The sequence below is a fragment of the Ruminococcus sp. AF20-12LB genome, assembly GCF_003478985.1.
Classification (GTDB): Bacteria; Bacillota; Clostridia; order Lachnospirales; family Lachnospiraceae; genus Blautia_A.
Genome location: NZ_QUGH01000024.1, coordinates 5,136 through 20,955, shown reverse-complemented (window position 1 = coordinate 20,955; position 15,820 = coordinate 5,136). Strand labels below are relative to the sequence as shown.

At 45.4% G+C, this 15,820-nt stretch carries 18 protein-coding genes and 2 pseudogenes; 18 read left to right on the top strand and 2 right to left on the bottom strand.

Annotated features, from left to right (window positions below):
* Positions 1-45: 45 nt before the first annotated feature.
* From DWX61_RS18315 to DWX61_RS18245, 14 genes and pseudogenes are all read left to right on the top strand, one after another.
* Positions 46-855, top strand: a pseudogene (locus tag DWX61_RS18315) (VirD4-like conjugal transfer protein, CD1115 family); the annotation flags it as partial.
* Positions 856-1,096: 241 nt separating this feature from the next.
* Positions 1,097-1,225, top strand: a pseudogene (locus DWX61_RS18310) (Maff2 family mobile element protein); the annotation flags it as partial.
* A 393-nt stretch (positions 1,226-1,618) separates the two neighbouring features.
* Positions 1,619-1,978 carry a BlaI/MecI/CopY family transcriptional regulator gene (locus DWX61_RS18305; protein WP_008704785.1) on the top strand — a complete coding sequence of 120 codons (360 nt, stop codon included), beginning with the start codon at positions 1,619-1,621 and terminating at the stop codon, positions 1,976-1,978.
* A 10-nt stretch (positions 1,979-1,988) separates the two neighbouring features.
* Complete coding sequence (locus DWX61_RS18300) at positions 1,989-3,662, top strand: M56 family metallopeptidase (RefSeq protein WP_020993729.1); 1,674 nt, start codon at positions 1,989-1,991, stop codon at positions 3,660-3,662.
* A 54-nt stretch (positions 3,663-3,716) separates the two neighbouring features.
* The gene (locus DWX61_RS18295) at positions 3,717-4,148 is read left to right on the top strand and encodes an RNA polymerase sigma factor (protein WP_117846027.1); all 432 of its coding nucleotides are present in this window, start codon (positions 3,717-3,719) and stop codon (positions 4,146-4,148) included.
* Between the two features lie 226 nt (positions 4,149-4,374).
* A complete protein-coding gene (locus DWX61_RS18290; protein ID WP_117846029.1) occupies positions 4,375-4,827 on the top strand; it encodes a helix-turn-helix domain-containing protein in 453 nt (150 codons plus the stop codon).
* 164 nt (positions 4,828-4,991) lie between these two features.
* On the top strand, positions 4,992-5,450 hold the full coding sequence (locus tag DWX61_RS18285; RefSeq protein WP_118512300.1) for an RNA polymerase sigma factor: 459 nt from the start codon (positions 4,992-4,994) through the stop codon (positions 5,448-5,450).
* Positions 5,428-5,631 carry a helix-turn-helix domain-containing protein gene (locus tag DWX61_RS18280; protein ID WP_117457836.1) on the top strand — a complete coding sequence of 68 codons (204 nt, stop codon included), beginning with the start codon at positions 5,428-5,430 and terminating at the stop codon, positions 5,629-5,631. The genes DWX61_RS18285 and DWX61_RS18280 overlap by 23 nt, the downstream gene beginning before the upstream one ends.
* 525 nt (positions 5,632-6,156) lie before the next feature.
* Positions 6,157-6,555, top strand: coding sequence for a plasmid mobilization protein (locus tag DWX61_RS18275; protein WP_102759327.1), 399 nt, complete (start codon positions 6,157-6,159; stop codon positions 6,553-6,555).
* Positions 6,527-8,149, top strand: coding sequence for a relaxase/mobilization nuclease domain-containing protein (locus DWX61_RS18270; protein ID WP_117739289.1), 1,623 nt, complete (start codon positions 6,527-6,529; stop codon positions 8,147-8,149). Before DWX61_RS18275 ends, DWX61_RS18270 begins: the two co-directional genes overlap by 29 nt.
* Positions 8,150-8,334: 185 nt before the next feature.
* A complete protein-coding gene (locus DWX61_RS18260; protein ID WP_005927784.1) occupies positions 8,335-8,547 on the top strand; it encodes a hypothetical protein in 213 nt (70 codons plus the stop codon).
* Positions 8,537-9,280: a phage replisome organizer N-terminal domain-containing protein gene (locus DWX61_RS18255; protein ID WP_102759326.1), complete on the top strand. Its 744-nt coding sequence runs from the start codon at positions 8,537-8,539 to the stop codon at positions 9,278-9,280. Before DWX61_RS18260 ends, DWX61_RS18255 begins: the two co-directional genes overlap by 11 nt.
* Positions 9,277-10,134, top strand: a complete 858-nt coding sequence (locus tag DWX61_RS18250; RefSeq protein ID WP_102759325.1) for an ATP-binding protein — start codon at positions 9,277-9,279, stop codon at positions 10,132-10,134. Before DWX61_RS18255 ends, DWX61_RS18250 begins: the two co-directional genes overlap by 4 nt.
* Positions 10,131-10,319: a transposon-encoded TnpW family protein gene (locus DWX61_RS18245; protein WP_002569233.1), complete on the top strand. Its 189-nt coding sequence runs from the start codon at positions 10,131-10,133 to the stop codon at positions 10,317-10,319. The genes DWX61_RS18250 and DWX61_RS18245 overlap by 4 nt, the downstream gene beginning before the upstream one ends.
* Before the next feature lie 50 nt (positions 10,320-10,369).
* Here DWX61_RS18245 and DWX61_RS18240 read toward each other — a convergent pair whose 3' ends face one another.
* Positions 10,370-10,990, bottom strand: coding sequence for an alpha/beta fold hydrolase (locus DWX61_RS18240; RefSeq protein ID WP_102759324.1), 621 nt, complete (start codon positions 10,988-10,990; stop codon positions 10,370-10,372).
* 212 nt (positions 10,991-11,202) lie between these two features.
* Here DWX61_RS18240 and DWX61_RS18235 point away from each other — a divergent pair, with 212 nt between their 5' ends.
* The 4 genes from DWX61_RS18235 (at position 11,203) to DWX61_RS18220 (ending at position 14,694) form a co-directional block, all read left to right on the top strand.
* Entirely contained in the window at positions 11,203-12,813 is a 1,611-nt protein-coding gene (locus tag DWX61_RS18235; RefSeq protein WP_118626647.1) for a recombinase family protein, read from the top strand.
* 190 nt (positions 12,814-13,003) lie between these two features.
* The gene (locus DWX61_RS18230; protein WP_502696312.1) at positions 13,004-13,366 is read left to right on the top strand and encodes a helix-turn-helix domain-containing protein; all 363 of its coding nucleotides are present in this window, start codon (positions 13,004-13,006) and stop codon (positions 13,364-13,366) included.
* Positions 13,326-13,715, top strand: coding sequence for a TnpV protein (locus DWX61_RS18225; RefSeq protein WP_009296082.1), 390 nt, complete (start codon positions 13,326-13,328; stop codon positions 13,713-13,715). Before DWX61_RS18230 ends, DWX61_RS18225 begins: the two co-directional genes overlap by 41 nt.
* Positions 13,716-13,731: 16 nt before the next feature.
* The gene (locus DWX61_RS18220; RefSeq protein WP_118626645.1) at positions 13,732-14,694 is read left to right on the top strand and encodes a DUF3658 domain-containing protein; all 963 of its coding nucleotides are present in this window, start codon (positions 13,732-13,734) and stop codon (positions 14,692-14,694) included.
* 61 nt (positions 14,695-14,755) lie between these two features.
* On the opposite strand, the gene DWX61_RS18215 is transcribed toward DWX61_RS18220, so the two are convergent.
* Positions 14,756-15,562: a helix-turn-helix domain-containing protein gene (locus DWX61_RS18215; RefSeq protein ID WP_118626643.1), complete on the bottom strand. Its 807-nt coding sequence runs from the start codon at positions 15,560-15,562 to the stop codon at positions 14,756-14,758.
* Between the last annotated feature and the right edge of the window lie 258 nt (positions 15,563-15,820).

The following is a 15,820-nucleotide window of genomic DNA, read 5'->3' as shown; positions in this document are numbered from 1 at the left end:
ACCTTTTTTGTGGATTTTTTGTGAATTTGATGAAAAAGTCCTTGACAATTTGTCTCTGGTAAGACAGCAAAATCTATTCTAATCAGTTGTGGTGCAAGACTCGCACCCTTTGATATTGCGGAACTGCGGGAGCTTATGAGTTATGACGAGCTAGAATTGGATCTGGTTGGTGACAGGAAAACTGCATTGTTTGTCATTATTTCAGATACCGATGATACCTTTAATTTTATTGTTTCTATTATGTACACACAGCTTTTTAATCTGCTCTGTGACAGAGCTGATGATGTATATGGAGGCAGACTTCCAATTCATGTGAGGTGTCTCCTTGACGAGTTTGCGAACATCGGACAAATTCCTAAATTTGAAAAATTAATTGCTACGATTAGAAGCCGGGAAATCTCAGCTTCTATTATTTTGCAGTCAAAGTCTCAGCTTAAGGCAATTTATAAGGATAATGCCGATACCATCGAAGGGAACTGTGATACGACCTTATTCCTGGGGGGAAAGGAAAAAACGACATTAAAGGAAATAGCGGAGATTTTGGGAAAAGAAACCATAGATCTGTATAACACATCGGATACGAGAGGCAGTCAGCGGTCTTATGGAATGAACTACCAGAAAACAGGAAAGGAGTTGATGAGTCAGGATGAAATAGCAGTTATGGACGGAGGAAAATGTATTCTGCAGGTGAGAGGTGTCAGACCATTTTTCTCAAATAAATACGATATTTGCAAACATAAAAATTACAAATATCTGTCCGATTATGACAAAAAGAATACCTTTGATATTGAAAAATATCTGAGTACTAATCTGATACTGAAACCAGAGGATGAAGTGGAACTGTATCAGATGTAACTTCTCGACAAATTGTCGGGAAGTGGATCATGGGAGGAAATCATGAATAATTTGGAAAAAAGGAACAGTCGGTATCCATCGACGAAAATGAATATACCGACTGTACGTGTGAGGAATTTTCCAAGTAGAAAATCCTATGCTTAGTGTAGCACAAAAGGCAGGGTTTATATAGTGTTTTCTTCCCTTTCTGGAAAAAATCTAAGAAAGGACTGGAAAATGTAAGTTTTCCAAAGGTACACTTATGGCATTTTTTACAACGGCAATTACGACCTTAAAAACATTGGTTTGTGCGATCGGAGCCGGACTTGCAGCCTGGGGAGTGATCAATCTGCTGGAAGGATATGGAACGGACAATCCGGGTGCAAATGCTCATGTACAGTAAAGAAGCAAACAACCGAAAACAAGAGATAGACCGCCAGCACCACACTATTCCGAACCAAAGAGCAAACGACAAGCACCATGGAAATGTGTATAACTTGCTATTCCGTTATGGAAAAGTCCGTTCACAGAACATGGAAAAGCTAAAGAGCAGCTTTCCCACATTCTGCAAACGGACTTTCCCACAACTCCATAAGATAGCAAGTTATGCACATTACGCACAGTGCCGACTGCTGCGGAAGCCCTCTCATTTCATTATCTATTCAAGAAAATAAATTATGAATTTTTTCTTAACACTACTGCGGTAGTGTTGACAACCGATTAAGAAAGGTGTAATGTGTAATCAAGCAGAAACTACTGCGGTCTTGTGGAAAGGAGGAAACAAATGGATATTAAACTTTTCGATTCAGAATTGAAAGTAATGTGTGTGCTTTGGAACGAGGGCGACACCACTGCAAAACACATATCCGACGTTCTGAAAAAAGAAATTGGCTGGAACATGAATACTACCTACACACTGATAAAAAGGTGTATCAAAAAAGGGGCGATTGAACGTTCCGAGCCTAATTTCATGTGCCATGCCCTTATTCCCAAAGAAGAAGTACAGGAAGCGGAAACAAAAGAATTGGTTGACAAGATTTATGACGGTTCAGTTGACAAACTGTTTGCAGCCCTGTTAGGCAGAAAAAAGCTTTCCGCTGAACAGATTCAGAAGCTCAAGCAGATTGTGGAAGATTTGGAATGAGGTGGTGTAAATGAATTTACTGCAAATGAGCTTTTCGGGGGCTGCTTTCATTACTGCGGTAGTGATTATCCGTGCGGTGGCAATCAATAAACTGCCGAAAAAGACTTTTCTTGTTTTATGGGAATTGGTGATATTAAGACTGCTTATCCCGTTTTCGATTCCGTCAATGTTTAGTGTTTATACGTTGGTAACTCATAGCATATCTTCTACAACATTGCCGGAAGCTGGAACAGATTACAACATTCCCACTATGCAAGGGCTGTTTGTTACGACACAGGGAGCAGAACAGCCGCCAGAGAATATTTTATCATCTGTTTCCATGTGGTTTATTGTATGGTGTGCAGGAATAATACTTATCGCATTGTTTTTTGTAATATCCTATTTGCGTTGTCTGATTGAATTTCGGACAGCTTTACCCGTCCACAACCATTATGTAGAAAAGTGGCTGGCGGAACGCCCATTGAAACGTCCAATTTTGGTAAAGCAATCTGATAGGATTTCCGCCCCATTAACTTATGGCATTTTCCGTCCTGTTATTTTGGTGCCGAAAAAAATGGACTGGAAAAATGAAAAACAACTGCAATATGTCCTCTCACATGAATATGTGCATATTTATCGCTATGATACTGTAACAAAGCTGATTGCGACACTTGCCCTTTGTATTCATTGGTTCAACCCCTTTGTGTGGGTGATGTATATTCTTTTTAACCGTGATATAGAACTGGCTTGTGATGAAAGCGTCATACGACAATTTGGAGAAAAATCAAAATCTGCCTATTCGCTAATGCTTATCAACATGGAAGCAACGAAAAGTGGGCTATTGCCATTTTGTAACAGCTTTAGTAAAAATGCTATCGAAGAAAGGATAACTGCTATTATGAAAACAAAAAAAACAACTATTTTTTCGCTGGTACTGGCGTGTCTGATTGTTGTCGGGGTAGCTACAGCATTTGCAACTTCCGCCCAAGCTAATAATAATCCAATTTTTGAAGAACAGGAGTACAAACCAATACATGCTTCCGAGAATGCTTCAGATTACGATACGGCGGCAGAACTGCCCGGCGGTAATATTGACTATGGGATATATGAAGAATATGGATTGATTTATGATAAGAATAGCAAGTGCTACACTTACAAGGGAAATGTTGTCCGATTTTTTAATGACCCAGTGGGCGGCGCAAGTTTTACCAATTTCTTTACGGGAACAGTAGATATTGAAGCGGAACGGGATACAAACGATAAACTTATTGGTATTCGGGAATGCACAAAAGAAGTTTATGACAGGCATACAGAAAAGTATGAAAATTCAGGACTTAAATCAATGCCCGCTGGCACTTCTACAGAAAATGGAGATATGATTAGAAATCATGAATCTTACAGCATGGAATCTGGAGATAAGACAGAAAACATGAATACGCTCCAAGATTATGAATCCTATGGCATAGTTTATCACCCAAAAGATGGGTATTGGTACTACAACGACCAGATAATTGGTATATTCATTGATACTAAAAAACCCATCATCTATTTTAATAACAGTGGCAGTATATATCTTTCCATTGCTGAAAATAGTGAAAATGGAGTTATGGAGATTAAGGAAATTTCCGAAGCGGAAGCACAAAAACTTTTACGGGATAATAATTCGGGCAATTCTGCTTCATTCACAGTAGAAACCTTGAAATAACAAGTGTCTTATAAACCATACGCCGTATTATGTGGGAGAAAGGGGGAACTATTTATGCCTTGCACAGAAGCATATAAGGAGCATATCGAGTACACCTTTGATGCCTTTTGCAGAGTTGTCATACACTATGCAGCTATCAACGCATGGCGTGACAGGGATAAGCGGCGGCAAAGGGAAATATCTTTTGAATACCTTACAGAAGAAAAGTTTTATCCATTCTGTACGTCAGACACCTATTTCATAGACCCCTACAAGCAATACCCGGTTATGATGTGTGGTCAGAGGGTTATCCTCACAAACGGGAATCTTGCAGCCGCTTTGTCCTCTCTGCCGGAGAAAAAGAGGGAAATCATCTACCTTTACTTTTTGGGGCATTACACACAGCAGGAAATCGGGGAAATGTACGGACGCTGCCGGAGTACGACCGGGTATCAAATCCGCAGGACTTTACAGCTCCTGCATAAATGCTCATGTGTGATAAAGTAACACAACTAAAATAAAGAAAGACAGCCCACTATTCCGTAAAATAATGGAGTAATAGAGAAAACGTTTTTTCTATGCTAAAATAGGCATATAAAGTAGAATGACAATCAAGATATACAAGAAAGCACTTAAACTCCACCGTTTGTCATGTAATTGTATAGCTTACTTGCTAGAGTGCAAATGAGTATTTTGATAAGATTTATACACAAAATCAAAAGGAGGAACACATATGGAGTTCGCAGAAAAACTTATAGCACTACGCAAAAGTAGAGAATTAACACAGGAACAACTGGCTGAGCAGATTAATGTTTCAAGACAGTCTATTTCAAAATGGGAAAGTGGGCAGGTCATACCCGAAGTAGAAAAGATTGTTGAACTAAGCAAAGTATTCGATGTTACCGTGGATTATCTGTTAAAACCATCAGAGATAGATGAATTATCGGTTAAAACAGAAATTCTGGAACAACAACAGAAACAGATGTTAGTTAGGGAACAGAAACGCACTCAAATTTCCAAAAATATTATGTATTCGATTGGAATTTATTTGATTTTTTTTGCAGTCTATTTCATTGGGCATTTCTATTTTGAAATATGGAATGCTTCTGTAATTCTTGCAGAATTACTCATTGCAACCGCGATTGTAGTTTTTGTTTGGGTAAGGAGTTTTTCCGACAAATCATAAAGAGATAGAATTTGTAGCAAAACCAGCAGAGCCAGTCAACGGTAAGATGAACGGGCTGCGCCCGCCGTTGACAGCCCCGCCCGTCTTTGCTGTTCGGCAATCAAGAGGGCGACAGCTTAAAAGGCTGCCGCCCTCTGTCACTATTCAGAAAGGGGGTATTTTCCATGACCGAACACGAAAAATATCAAGAGCATATCCGGCACACTCACAATGCCTTTTGTATGATTGTTATTCGCCACGCTGCCATAGACGCAGCACAGAGTATACGAAGCCGCCGAGGCAAGGAAATCTCCCTTGACTACCTCATGGACGAAAAGCATTATCCGTTCAGTACAACAGATGAATACTTTGCAGAAGTGCCGACAAGCATGGAATATCCATTTACGGCTTGCGGTCAAACTGTCCTGTTGAAAAGTCCGCACCTTGCCGCAGCCCTGTCCTCTCTATCGGAAATGGAACAGGAAATCATTTATCTGTACTACTTTGAGCGTATGACCCATAAGGAAATCGGCAAGCGGTACGGACGGACACACAGCACCACTGGGAGGCACATACAGATAATTTTACAGAGATTGCAGGCAGAGTTGGAGGGCTTACACCATGAGCCAGCTACTTCCCTATGAAACAATAGTAAAGGCAAGCGAGGGTGACCCGGAAGCCGTTGCAGCCGTGCTATCCCACTATGCTGGATATATCCGAGCCTGTTCCAAAATGGACGGTCATATCAATGTGGAAATGCAGGAGCATATCATTCAAAAACTGATAGAAAGCCTGTTCAAATTCCGCTTTGACCGTGACAACTGAATAACCCACCGCCCATCACAGCGGCATACAAGCAGTAAGTCTGAAAAGATTTGCTGCTTTTTTTACGCCCTTTTTCAAAAAATCTTTCCGTTCCATTTGGCAAAAGTGCCTGTTCCGGTGTAGTAGGGATTAAGGGGAGATTTACGAAAAATGCAGCCGTGTCTTTGCCAAAAGAAACACCGCTACCGTTTTAGTGATGAACAGCGGGCAGACCGAAAAATTTCATTCGCTTTATTTATGAAAACAAGCCAAAACGCCCTTTTCAAATTGTAGTAATGGTTGGAGGGGCGAAGTGGCAATTTTTTAGAGCAAGATTCTACCGCAGTACCAAAATTCGCTTTTCGCTCATTTTGCCCCTGCGGGAATCTTGTTGGGGAGTGCCTTCCCCAAACCCTGCTTATGCGGCTTGCGCCGCTTAAAAATCCCTCAAAATATTTTTTCGGATTTTTCAAAAACAGTTCCGCTTCACACCCCGTTTTTCTCCTATTAGTGAGAGGACACCACACACAGAAAGGAGGTTTTACCATGCGAAAACGATATAACACGCCGCACCGCAGCCGGGTAATTAAGACACGCATGACCGAGGAAGAATACGCCGAGTTTGCGGAAAGGCTTTCTGCCTGCAACATGAGCCAAGCCGAGTTTATCCGGCAAGCCATAACCGGGGCAGCCATACGCCCCATCATAACCGTTTCCCCCGTCAATGACGAGCTGCTTGCCGCTGTCGGGAAGCTGACCGCCGAATACGGCAGGATCGGCGGCAACTTAAACCAGATAGCCCGAACGCTGAACGAGTGGCACAGCCCCTACCCGCAGCTTGCCGGGGAGGTACGGGCGGCGGTTTCCGACCTTGCTGCCCTAAAGTTTGAAGTCTTGCAGAAAGTGGGTGACGCTGTTGGCAACATTCAAACATATCAGCTCTAAAAATGCCGACTATGGCGCAGCGGAAGCCTATCTCACATTTGAGCATGACGAGTTTACCATGAAGCCCACCCTTGATGAAAACGGGCGGCTGATACCGAGGAAGGATTACCGCATTTCTTCCCTTAACTGCGGGGGCGAGGATTTCGCCGTTGCCTGTATGCGAGCCAATCTCCGCTATGAGAAAAACCAAAAACGAGAAGATGTGAAAAGCCACCACTATATCATCAGCTTTGACCCACGGGACGGGACAGACAACGGCTTGACCGTAGACCGGGCGCAGGAACTGGGCGAGCAGTTCTGTAAAGAGCATTTTCCCGGACACCAAGCCCTTGTATGCACCCACCCGGACGGGCATAACCACAGCGGCAATATCCATGTGCATATCGTCATCAACTCCCTGCGGATTTATGAAGTCCCGCTTCTGCCCTACATGGACAGACCAGCCGACACACGGGAGGGCTGCAAGCACCGCTGTACCAACGCCGCTATGGAATATTTCAAGAGTGAAGTCATGAAGATGTGCCACCGGGAGGGGCTTTACCAAATCGACCTCCTAAGCGGCAGCAAGGAACGGATAACGGAACGGGAATACTGGGCGGCAAAGAAAGGGCAGCTTGCCCTTGATAAAGAGAACGCCGCCAGAGAAGCCGCAGGACAGCCGACCAAGCCCACCAAGTTTGAAACGGACAAGGCGAAGCTGCGCCGGACGATACGGCAGGCACTTTCCCAAGCTGCCAGTTTTGACGAGTTTTCTTCCCTTTTGCTGCAGGAGGGTGTGACCGTCAAGGAGAGCCGGGGGCGGCTTTCCTACCTCACGCCGGACAGGACGAAGCCTATCACAGCCCGGAAGCTGGGGGACGATTTTGACAAGGCTGCTGTCCTTGCCCTGCTTACACAGAACGCCCACAGAGCCGCCGAACAGACCAAAGCCATACCGGAATACCCACACACCCAAAAGGGACGCTTGCAGGAGGAAAAAGCCGCAAAAACCACCCCGGCAGACAACATCTTGCAGCGCATGGTTGACCGGGAAGCCAAGCGAGCCGAGGGCAAGGGCGTGGGTTATGACCGCTGGGCGGCAAAGCACAACCTAAAGCAGATGGCGGCTACCGTTACTGCCTACCAGCAGTACGGCTTTTCTTCCCCGGAGGAACTGGACGAAGCCTGTTCTGCCGCCTATGCCGCCATGCAGGAAAGCCTTGCAGAGCTGAAGCAGGTGGAAAAGACGCTGAACGGGAAAAAGGAGCTGCAACGACAGGTGCTTGCCTATTCCAAGACCCGCCCTGTCCGGGACGGGCTGAAACAGCAGAAAAACGCAAAAGCAAAAGCAGCCTACCGTCAGAAGTACGAAAGCGACTTTATCATAGCAGACGCAGCCGCCCGCTATTTCAGGGAGAACGGCATTTCCAAGCTGCCGAGCTATAAAGCCCTGCAAGCAGAGATTGAAACCCTTATCCAAGAGAAAAACAGCGGCTACAACGATTACCGGGCAAAACGGGAGGAATACCGCCGCTTACAGACTGTCAAGGGCAATATCGACCAGATTTTACACCGGGAGCGCAAGCCTGTGAAAAGGCAGGAACAGGAACGATAAAAACCGCCCCAAAATGTACCCGAACCTATACAGAACAAGGGGGCTGCCCCGTACCCTATCCGCAAATACCAAAGGATTTTTTAACGGGCTTATAGGGCAGAAAAACCCCGAAAATGATACCGAGATGATACAGAATTACCGCCGATACCGCCACACCAGCGGAAACGGCAGAAAGGAGCGCACCCATGCCAAGAATGAGCAAGAAACGGCGGCTGGAATGGTCTTTTTTCCTGCGGCAAGTAAAAGTCGGGAATACCACCTGCGACCGTATCACATACAACGACCTCTGCCGGGGCTGTACCCATAGCTGCAAGCAGAGCTTCCGGGCGGTTATCATACTCTGCCCCCGCTACTACTCCAAACGCCGGAAAAAGGAGGACAGGGACAATGGCAGATAACCGCAAGTATTACTACCTCAAGCTGAAAGAGAACTTTTTTGACAGCGACTCCATTGTGCTGCTGGAAGATATGAAAGACGGGATTTTATATTCCAATATCCTCTTGAAGCTGTACTTAAAATCGCTGAAAAACGGCGGGAAGTTGCAGCTTGACGAGCATATCCCCTACACAGCGCAGATGATAGCGACACTGACCCGCCACCAGATAGGGACGGTTGAGAGGGCTTTGGAGATTTTCCGGCAGTTGGGGCTTGTGGAGCAGCTTGACAGTGGGGCTTTTTATATGACCGACATTGAGCTGATGATAGGACAGTCCTCTACCGAAGCCGAGAGGAAACGGGCTGCAAGGCTGGAAAACAAGGCACTTTTACCGCCCCGGACAAAAGGCGGACATTTGTCCGACATTCGTCCACCAGAGATAGAGTTAGAGAAAGAGATAGAGATAGAAAAAGAGAGAGAGGGAGAAACGGGACACCCCGCCCCCGCCGCTTATGGCAGATACAACAATGTGATACTGACCGATACAGAGCTTTCCGGGCTGAAAACAGAGCTGCCCGACAAGTGGGAGTATTATATTGACCAGCTTTCCTGCCATATCGCTTCCACCGGGAAGCAGTACCAGAGCCATGCAGCCACCATTTACAAGTGGGCGCAGGAGGACGCTGCCAAAGGCAAGGCTGCCCCGAAACAGGGCATACCCGATTATTCATGTAAGGAGGGCGAGAGCTTATGAAAAACGAGATTGAAGCTATGATTACGGACATTACAACCACTACCGTCGAAGCGGAGGACTACACAGGCGAGGACGGGCTTTTATACTGTGGCAAGTGCCATACGCCAAAAGAAGCCTACTTTTCAAAAGAAACCGCCCAATGGTTAGGGTATGACCGCCACCCAACAGACTGCGACTGTCAGCGAGCAGCCCGTGAAAAGCAGCAAGCCGCCGAAAGCCGACAGAAGCACCTTGAAAAAGTGGAGGACTTGAAACGCCGGGGCTTTACCGACCCTGCTATGCGGAACTGGACATTTGAGCATGACAACGGCAGAAACCCACAGACCGAAACCGCCCGCTTTTATGTGGAGAGCTGGGAAACCATGCAGGCTGAAAATATCGGCTACCTGTTCTGGGGCGGCGTGGGGACAGGAAAAAGCTACCTTGCCGCCTGTATCGCCAACGCCCTTATGGAGAAAGAGGTTGCCGTCTGTATGACAAACTTTGCAACGATACTGGGTGACCTTGCTGCCAGCTTTGAGGGCAGGAACGAATATATTTCCCGCCTTTGCAGCTACCCTCTGCTGATACTTGATGATTTCGGTATGGAGCGAGGGACAGAATACGGGCTGGAACAGGTTTACAGCGTGATTGACAGCCGTTACCGAGGCGGCAAGCCGCTGATCGCCACGACCAACCTCACGCTGGAGGAATTGCAGCACCCGCAGGACACGCCCCACGCCCGTATCTATGACAGGCTGACTTCCATGTGCGCCCCCGTCCGCTTCACGGGCAGCAATTTCCGAAAGGAAACCGCACAGGAAAAGCTGGAACGCTTAAAGCAACTGATGAAGCAGCGAAAGGAGAGCCTATGACAGAAACCAAACAGACAAGCACCACCAAAACAGACCGCCGCCCGGACTGTGTAACGGAAATCCGCATGGGCAACTCCGTCCTTACCGTTTCCGGCTTCTTCAAGCAGGGCGCAACCGACACCGCAGCCGACAAGATGATGAAAGTGCTGGAAGCGGAAGCTGCTACACAAAAAACAGCGATTTAACATGATACTGAAAAGCGGTCACGCTTTTGGCGTGACCGCTGGCAGAGAAATTATAGGTTGAAAAATGCTGAGAGTGCTTTCCCCAAATCTTCGGGAGCGTCTATGTTTACTTCATGTCCAGAATTTTTAATCACTAATAATTCGGCTTGCGGTAACTGCGATTGAAGCTGTAAAGAAGCCTGTTTATTTGCTGTATCTTTCTCCCCGCAGATAACCATTACAGGGCTATTGATACACTTCAATTCTTTTTGGAAATCCAAGTTTATCATGGATTTTGACAGATTGATAAAATCCGTTTTACCAAGTCCCATGCTTTCAAATGTTCTTTTAGGCATAAACCGAAAGAGCATATTTTGAAATTGCAAGAGTTTTTTCGGCATTGTATATTGTGTCGCAACCAACGCCAAAGAGTTTATTTTATCTGGATTTTCAATCCCATATTGCAATGCGAGAATACCGCCTAAAGATAGCCCACAGATATTGACCGGTTCTGAAAATTGCTTACAGTATTCGGAGAAAGCAAGATATAAAACTTGATAGCAGACCTCTTTATCTTCAAACCAATCAAAAAGGTTCGGGCATAAAATGTCCGCACTTTTCCCCATAGTGTTAATCGTATTTTTCCAGCTTGATGATGTTTGCCCTAATCCATGAAGTAATATAGTTTTCATTTTCTCTCCTGCAATGTCTGATGTGTATTTACGGTAAAGTATATCACAGAGTTATGAACTTTTCTATCTTTTTTGCAGCGAGAAGCCGTACAGTAAAAAATCGTCATTTTGACAGGCGGTAAAGAAGCAGAAACCGCTATACAGACAGCCGCCCCATGTGGTACAATCAAGGTACGGAATAGTGGGGCTGGCTGTCGGAAACGGAGGATTTTATGTTAAGACAGACCAACCAACAACCAATTACCGCCCTTTACCCAAGACTTTCCCATGAGGACGAGCTGCAAGGCGAGAGCAATTCCATTTCCAATCAGAAGCGTATCCTTGAAACCTATGCAAAGCAGAACGGCTTTTCCAATCTGCGCTGGTACACGGACGACGGTTATTCTGGTGCGAACTTTCAAAGACCCGGTTTCCAAGCCATGCTTGCGGACATTGAAGCCGGAAAAGTCGGGACAGTTATCGTAAAGGATATGTCGAGGTTAGGGCGAAATTACCTGCAAGTGGGAATGTACACGGAAATGATTTTCCCACAGAAAGGTGTCCGCTTTATCGCTATCAATGACGGAGTGGACAGCGCACAGGGCGACAATGACTTTGCCCCGCTGCGGAATATCTTTAACGAATGGCTGGTGAGAGATACGAGCAAGAAAATCAAAGCAGTAAAACGCTCAAAAGGCATGAGTGGCAAGCCCATCACAAGCAAGCCTGTGTATGGCTACCTCATGGACGAGGACGAAAATTTCATTATTGACGAGGAAGCTGCACCCGTAGTCAAGCAGATATACAACCTCTGCCTTGCCGGGAATGGTCCGACCAAGATAGCCCGTATGCTCACAGAGCAGCAGATCCCCACGCCGGGGACTCTTGAATACCGCAGGACGGGCAGCACCCGCCGCTACCACCCCGGCTATGAGTGCAAGTGGGCGACCAATACCGTAGTGCATATCCTTGAAAACCGGGAATACACAGGCTGTCTGGTAAATTTCAAGACAGAAAAACTTTCTTACAAAGTCAAGCACAGTGTAGAAAATCCCCCGGAAAAGCAAGTGATTTTCGAGAACCACCACGAGCCTATCATAGACACCCAAACATGGGAACGGGTGCAGGAGCTTCGCAAACAGCGCAAACGCCCCAACCGCTATGATGAAGTGGGTTTGTTCTCCGGCATACTGTTCTGTGCGGACTGCGGCAGCGTGATGTATCAGCAGCGATACCAGACGGACAAGCGCAAGCAGGACTGTTATATCTGCGGCAACTACAAGAAACGCACCCATGACTGTACGGCGCACTTTATCCGCACCGACCTCTTGACCGCTGGTGTACTCTCCAATCTGCGGAAAGTGACCAGCTATGCGGCAAAGCATGAAGCCCGGTTTATGAAACTCTTGATTGAGCAGAACGAGGACGGGGGCAAACGCAGGAACGCCGCCAAGAAAAAGGAACTGGAAGCCTCCGAGAAACGCATAGCCGAGTTATCCGCTATCTTCAAGCGGCTGTATGAGGACAGCGTGACCGGGCGCATATCAGACGAGCGTTTCACAGAGCTGTCGGCAGACTATGAAGCAGAGCAACGGGAGCTGAAAGAAAGAGCCGCTGCTATTCAAGCGGAGCTTTCCAAAGCACAGGAAGCCACCGTGAACGCAGAAAAGTTTATGAATGTTGTCCGGCGGCATACCAGCTTTGAAGAACTTACCCCTACTCTGCTGTGGGAGTTTGTAGAGAAAATCGTTGTGCATGAGTGCAGCTATGACGAGAACAAGACCCGCAGACAGGACATTGAGATTTATTATTCTTTTGTTGGCAAGGTGGACTTGCCCGAATAACCGCCCGACCTATCCGACACAATGCGCAAGTGCCGGATAGGAACGGCAAAATTTTTTACACTCCTATTACTTCTTTATCGCACATCAGTAAAGTCACAAGGAATAAAACAGTTCATGGCTAATTAAAGGGAACAAAAAAGAAAGGAAAACCAATCCAGACGGTATCAGCGGCAGGATACAAGAATAAATTGTGATTTCACAAGATTGGTGCTATAATAATAGAAAAGTTCCTGCCGGGGCAGCCGCCCCGGTGGTATGGATAGAAAGGCAGGAAAACAATATGCACATCAGCTATAAACCACTCTGGCACACACTGTTAGAGCGTGATATGAGGAAAGAGGATTTAAGGCTTGCTGCTGGTATGACAACAAATATGATTGCCAACATGAGCAAAGAGGGAAAGCACATCAGCATGGATACATTAGCCCGTATCTGCGAAACGCTGAATTGTGAGATTACCGATGTGATTGAGTTAGTACCAGACGAGCCTGCTTCCACAGGAGGTAAGGAACATGAGAGAATTGAAACCAAGAATAACGGAAAACGGAATTGATTATATCCTTGTCGGAGATTACTACATCCCGGACTTGAAACTGCCGGAGGAACACCGCCCTATCGGAAAGTACGGACGGATGCACCGGGAATATTTAAGGGAAGTCCACCCAGCCAGATTGAATACATTGATACTGACCGGAGAATTGTGGACATATCTTGCAGACCTGAACGAACAGGCACAGGAACGGTTAGACACTATCATGGAGCAGATGAAAGCCACCGAGGGCGTGACAGAGGAATTGAAGCGAACTCAACAAATGGAATGGGTGCAGCGTTGTAATAACATTCACAACCGGGCAGAAGAAATTGTTTTGCATGATATAATTTATTCATACGGGAGTAATTAAATCGGAGGTATATAAGATGATTGAAATTGTATTTGGTGAAAGTGCCTGTGGAAGTTTGAAAATTGCCCAAACTTACGGTAAGGGAAAGTATAGAGGAAGTGCAGTTTCGGTCTTTATGAGGCACGAAGATGGGAGAGTTCCATCTTCAGATGAAATGAAAGAAGCACAAATTCAAGCACAGGAACAAGAACATATTGCTTGGGAGAATGCTATTCCATTGGGAGGCAAGAGCAGTGATGTTTATTGTTTTGATATGGCTCTTAGTGTGGGAGATATTTCTGATAATGGAATTGGCGAACAGCGGAAAAATGTTCTCAAGAAAATGCTGTCTGTCTGGTTTGTAGAGGATTTAGACTATCAGGTTGAAGAAAAAATACAGAAAATTAAAACTACATTGTCTTCGGTTATTGAACGATATGTAGCTGGGGAAGAAGTTCGTATTTGGTATAGCTATAATCCGGATGAACTTTGCGGTATGTACTGGCTTATGAAACAACTTCGACCATTAAACTGTCAGACAACAATTTATTTGGTTAAGTTACCTGCCTGGGAATATGGAAAAGAAAATACTATGACATCCAAAATAGCATGGGGTGAGGTTTCTCCTGGCGAATGGGGAAAATATATAACTCTACAAGAAAAAGCTAAGCCTGTATTTCTTTCAGCTTGTGCTATGAAATGGAATCAACTTCAAAATGAAAATGCACCTTTGCGTGCAATGCTAAATGGTAAATTGCAAAGTGTTTCAGAAGATATATATGATAGTTTCATTCTTCGTGAAATTGCGGAACAGCCAGAGCAATTCAAAATGGCTATTGTTATAGGTAATGTTTTAGGAAAATATCAACTTGGAATTAGTGATGTATGGATTTCTAATCGCATTGATAAAATGCTTGAAGATGGTGTGTTGGAAATTATACAGGACGCACCAAAGGGAGAAACAAATTATCGCCGGATATTAAGAAAACGAATGAAATAATAACCACAGCAAGAACCGCTGCTACATGGAAGGCACCCCAACCATGCAACAGCGGTTTTTTTTACCGTTTTTTCCTCTGGCTGATAGGCGTTCCCATTTTCTTTGATTTTTTGAGAATCCGAATGAGCCAGCGGAATTCTTCTTCCGACAGATTTTTATAGTTGATACCGAGTTGCTTGCAATAAAGGATGACCAGCTTTTCATCCCGACTACCCTTGAATTTTTCGACCGCTTCCAGATTTTCTTTCAGTTCATCGGCAACGGTGGTCTGTGGGGCACTTTCACTATCCTTTTTGTGGGCTTCCCGAATATCCCGGATAATGAGGTTGAGGTCATCCAGAACCATGTGACTGAAATACTCATCATCACTGATATGGGCGGCTTGCAGCACTTTCAAATGCGGGTCATCTTCGCCTGGGCGATACCGTTCAATGATTTCATGCCGGACGGTATCGACAAGTGCATTGAGGTTTTGAATCTGCATGGTAGCAATCCCGTCCACATAAATCTCAATGTCTGCAAGAAACTTGATAAAATCTTTATGTGTAGCAAGCTCACAGAGCAGACGGTTGTTAATCCGACCGCTTTTCAGCAGTGCCACCATCTCATCATTCAAATGCAACTCCGTCAATGGTGTGTTGATCTGCTCCCTGTTCTCTATCCGGCACAGTAGATAATCAACAGAGACCCCATAGAAGTCTGCCAGCGTGATAAGGTTGCCATGATTGATTTCCTTAAAATCCTCTTTTTCATAACTTCCAAGAGCTGATTTGGAAATGCCTGTCAGCTTTGATAGTTCTTCCAGATTTAAGCCTTTGTCCTTGCGGAGTTCCCAAAGGCGTTCCTGTATGCTTGTTGCTCCTTTCATGGGCGCACGCTCCTTTCCAATGGTTTCATTGCTGCCGCTTATCTGGATTATATCACACTTTCCGCAATCGTGGAAATTTCTGATTTTTACCCCTAATTCCTACTTTGTGGACATACGGCACAGGGCACAAAAATGTTCTATGATACAGGTAGTTCATCGATGGATTATTCCAATCGAATGACCAGCCTGTGTGGGATATGCTTCCCCGGCGATGTAGTGCCATGACTTTTGGCAGGGATATGGAGGAACCCTGACCAA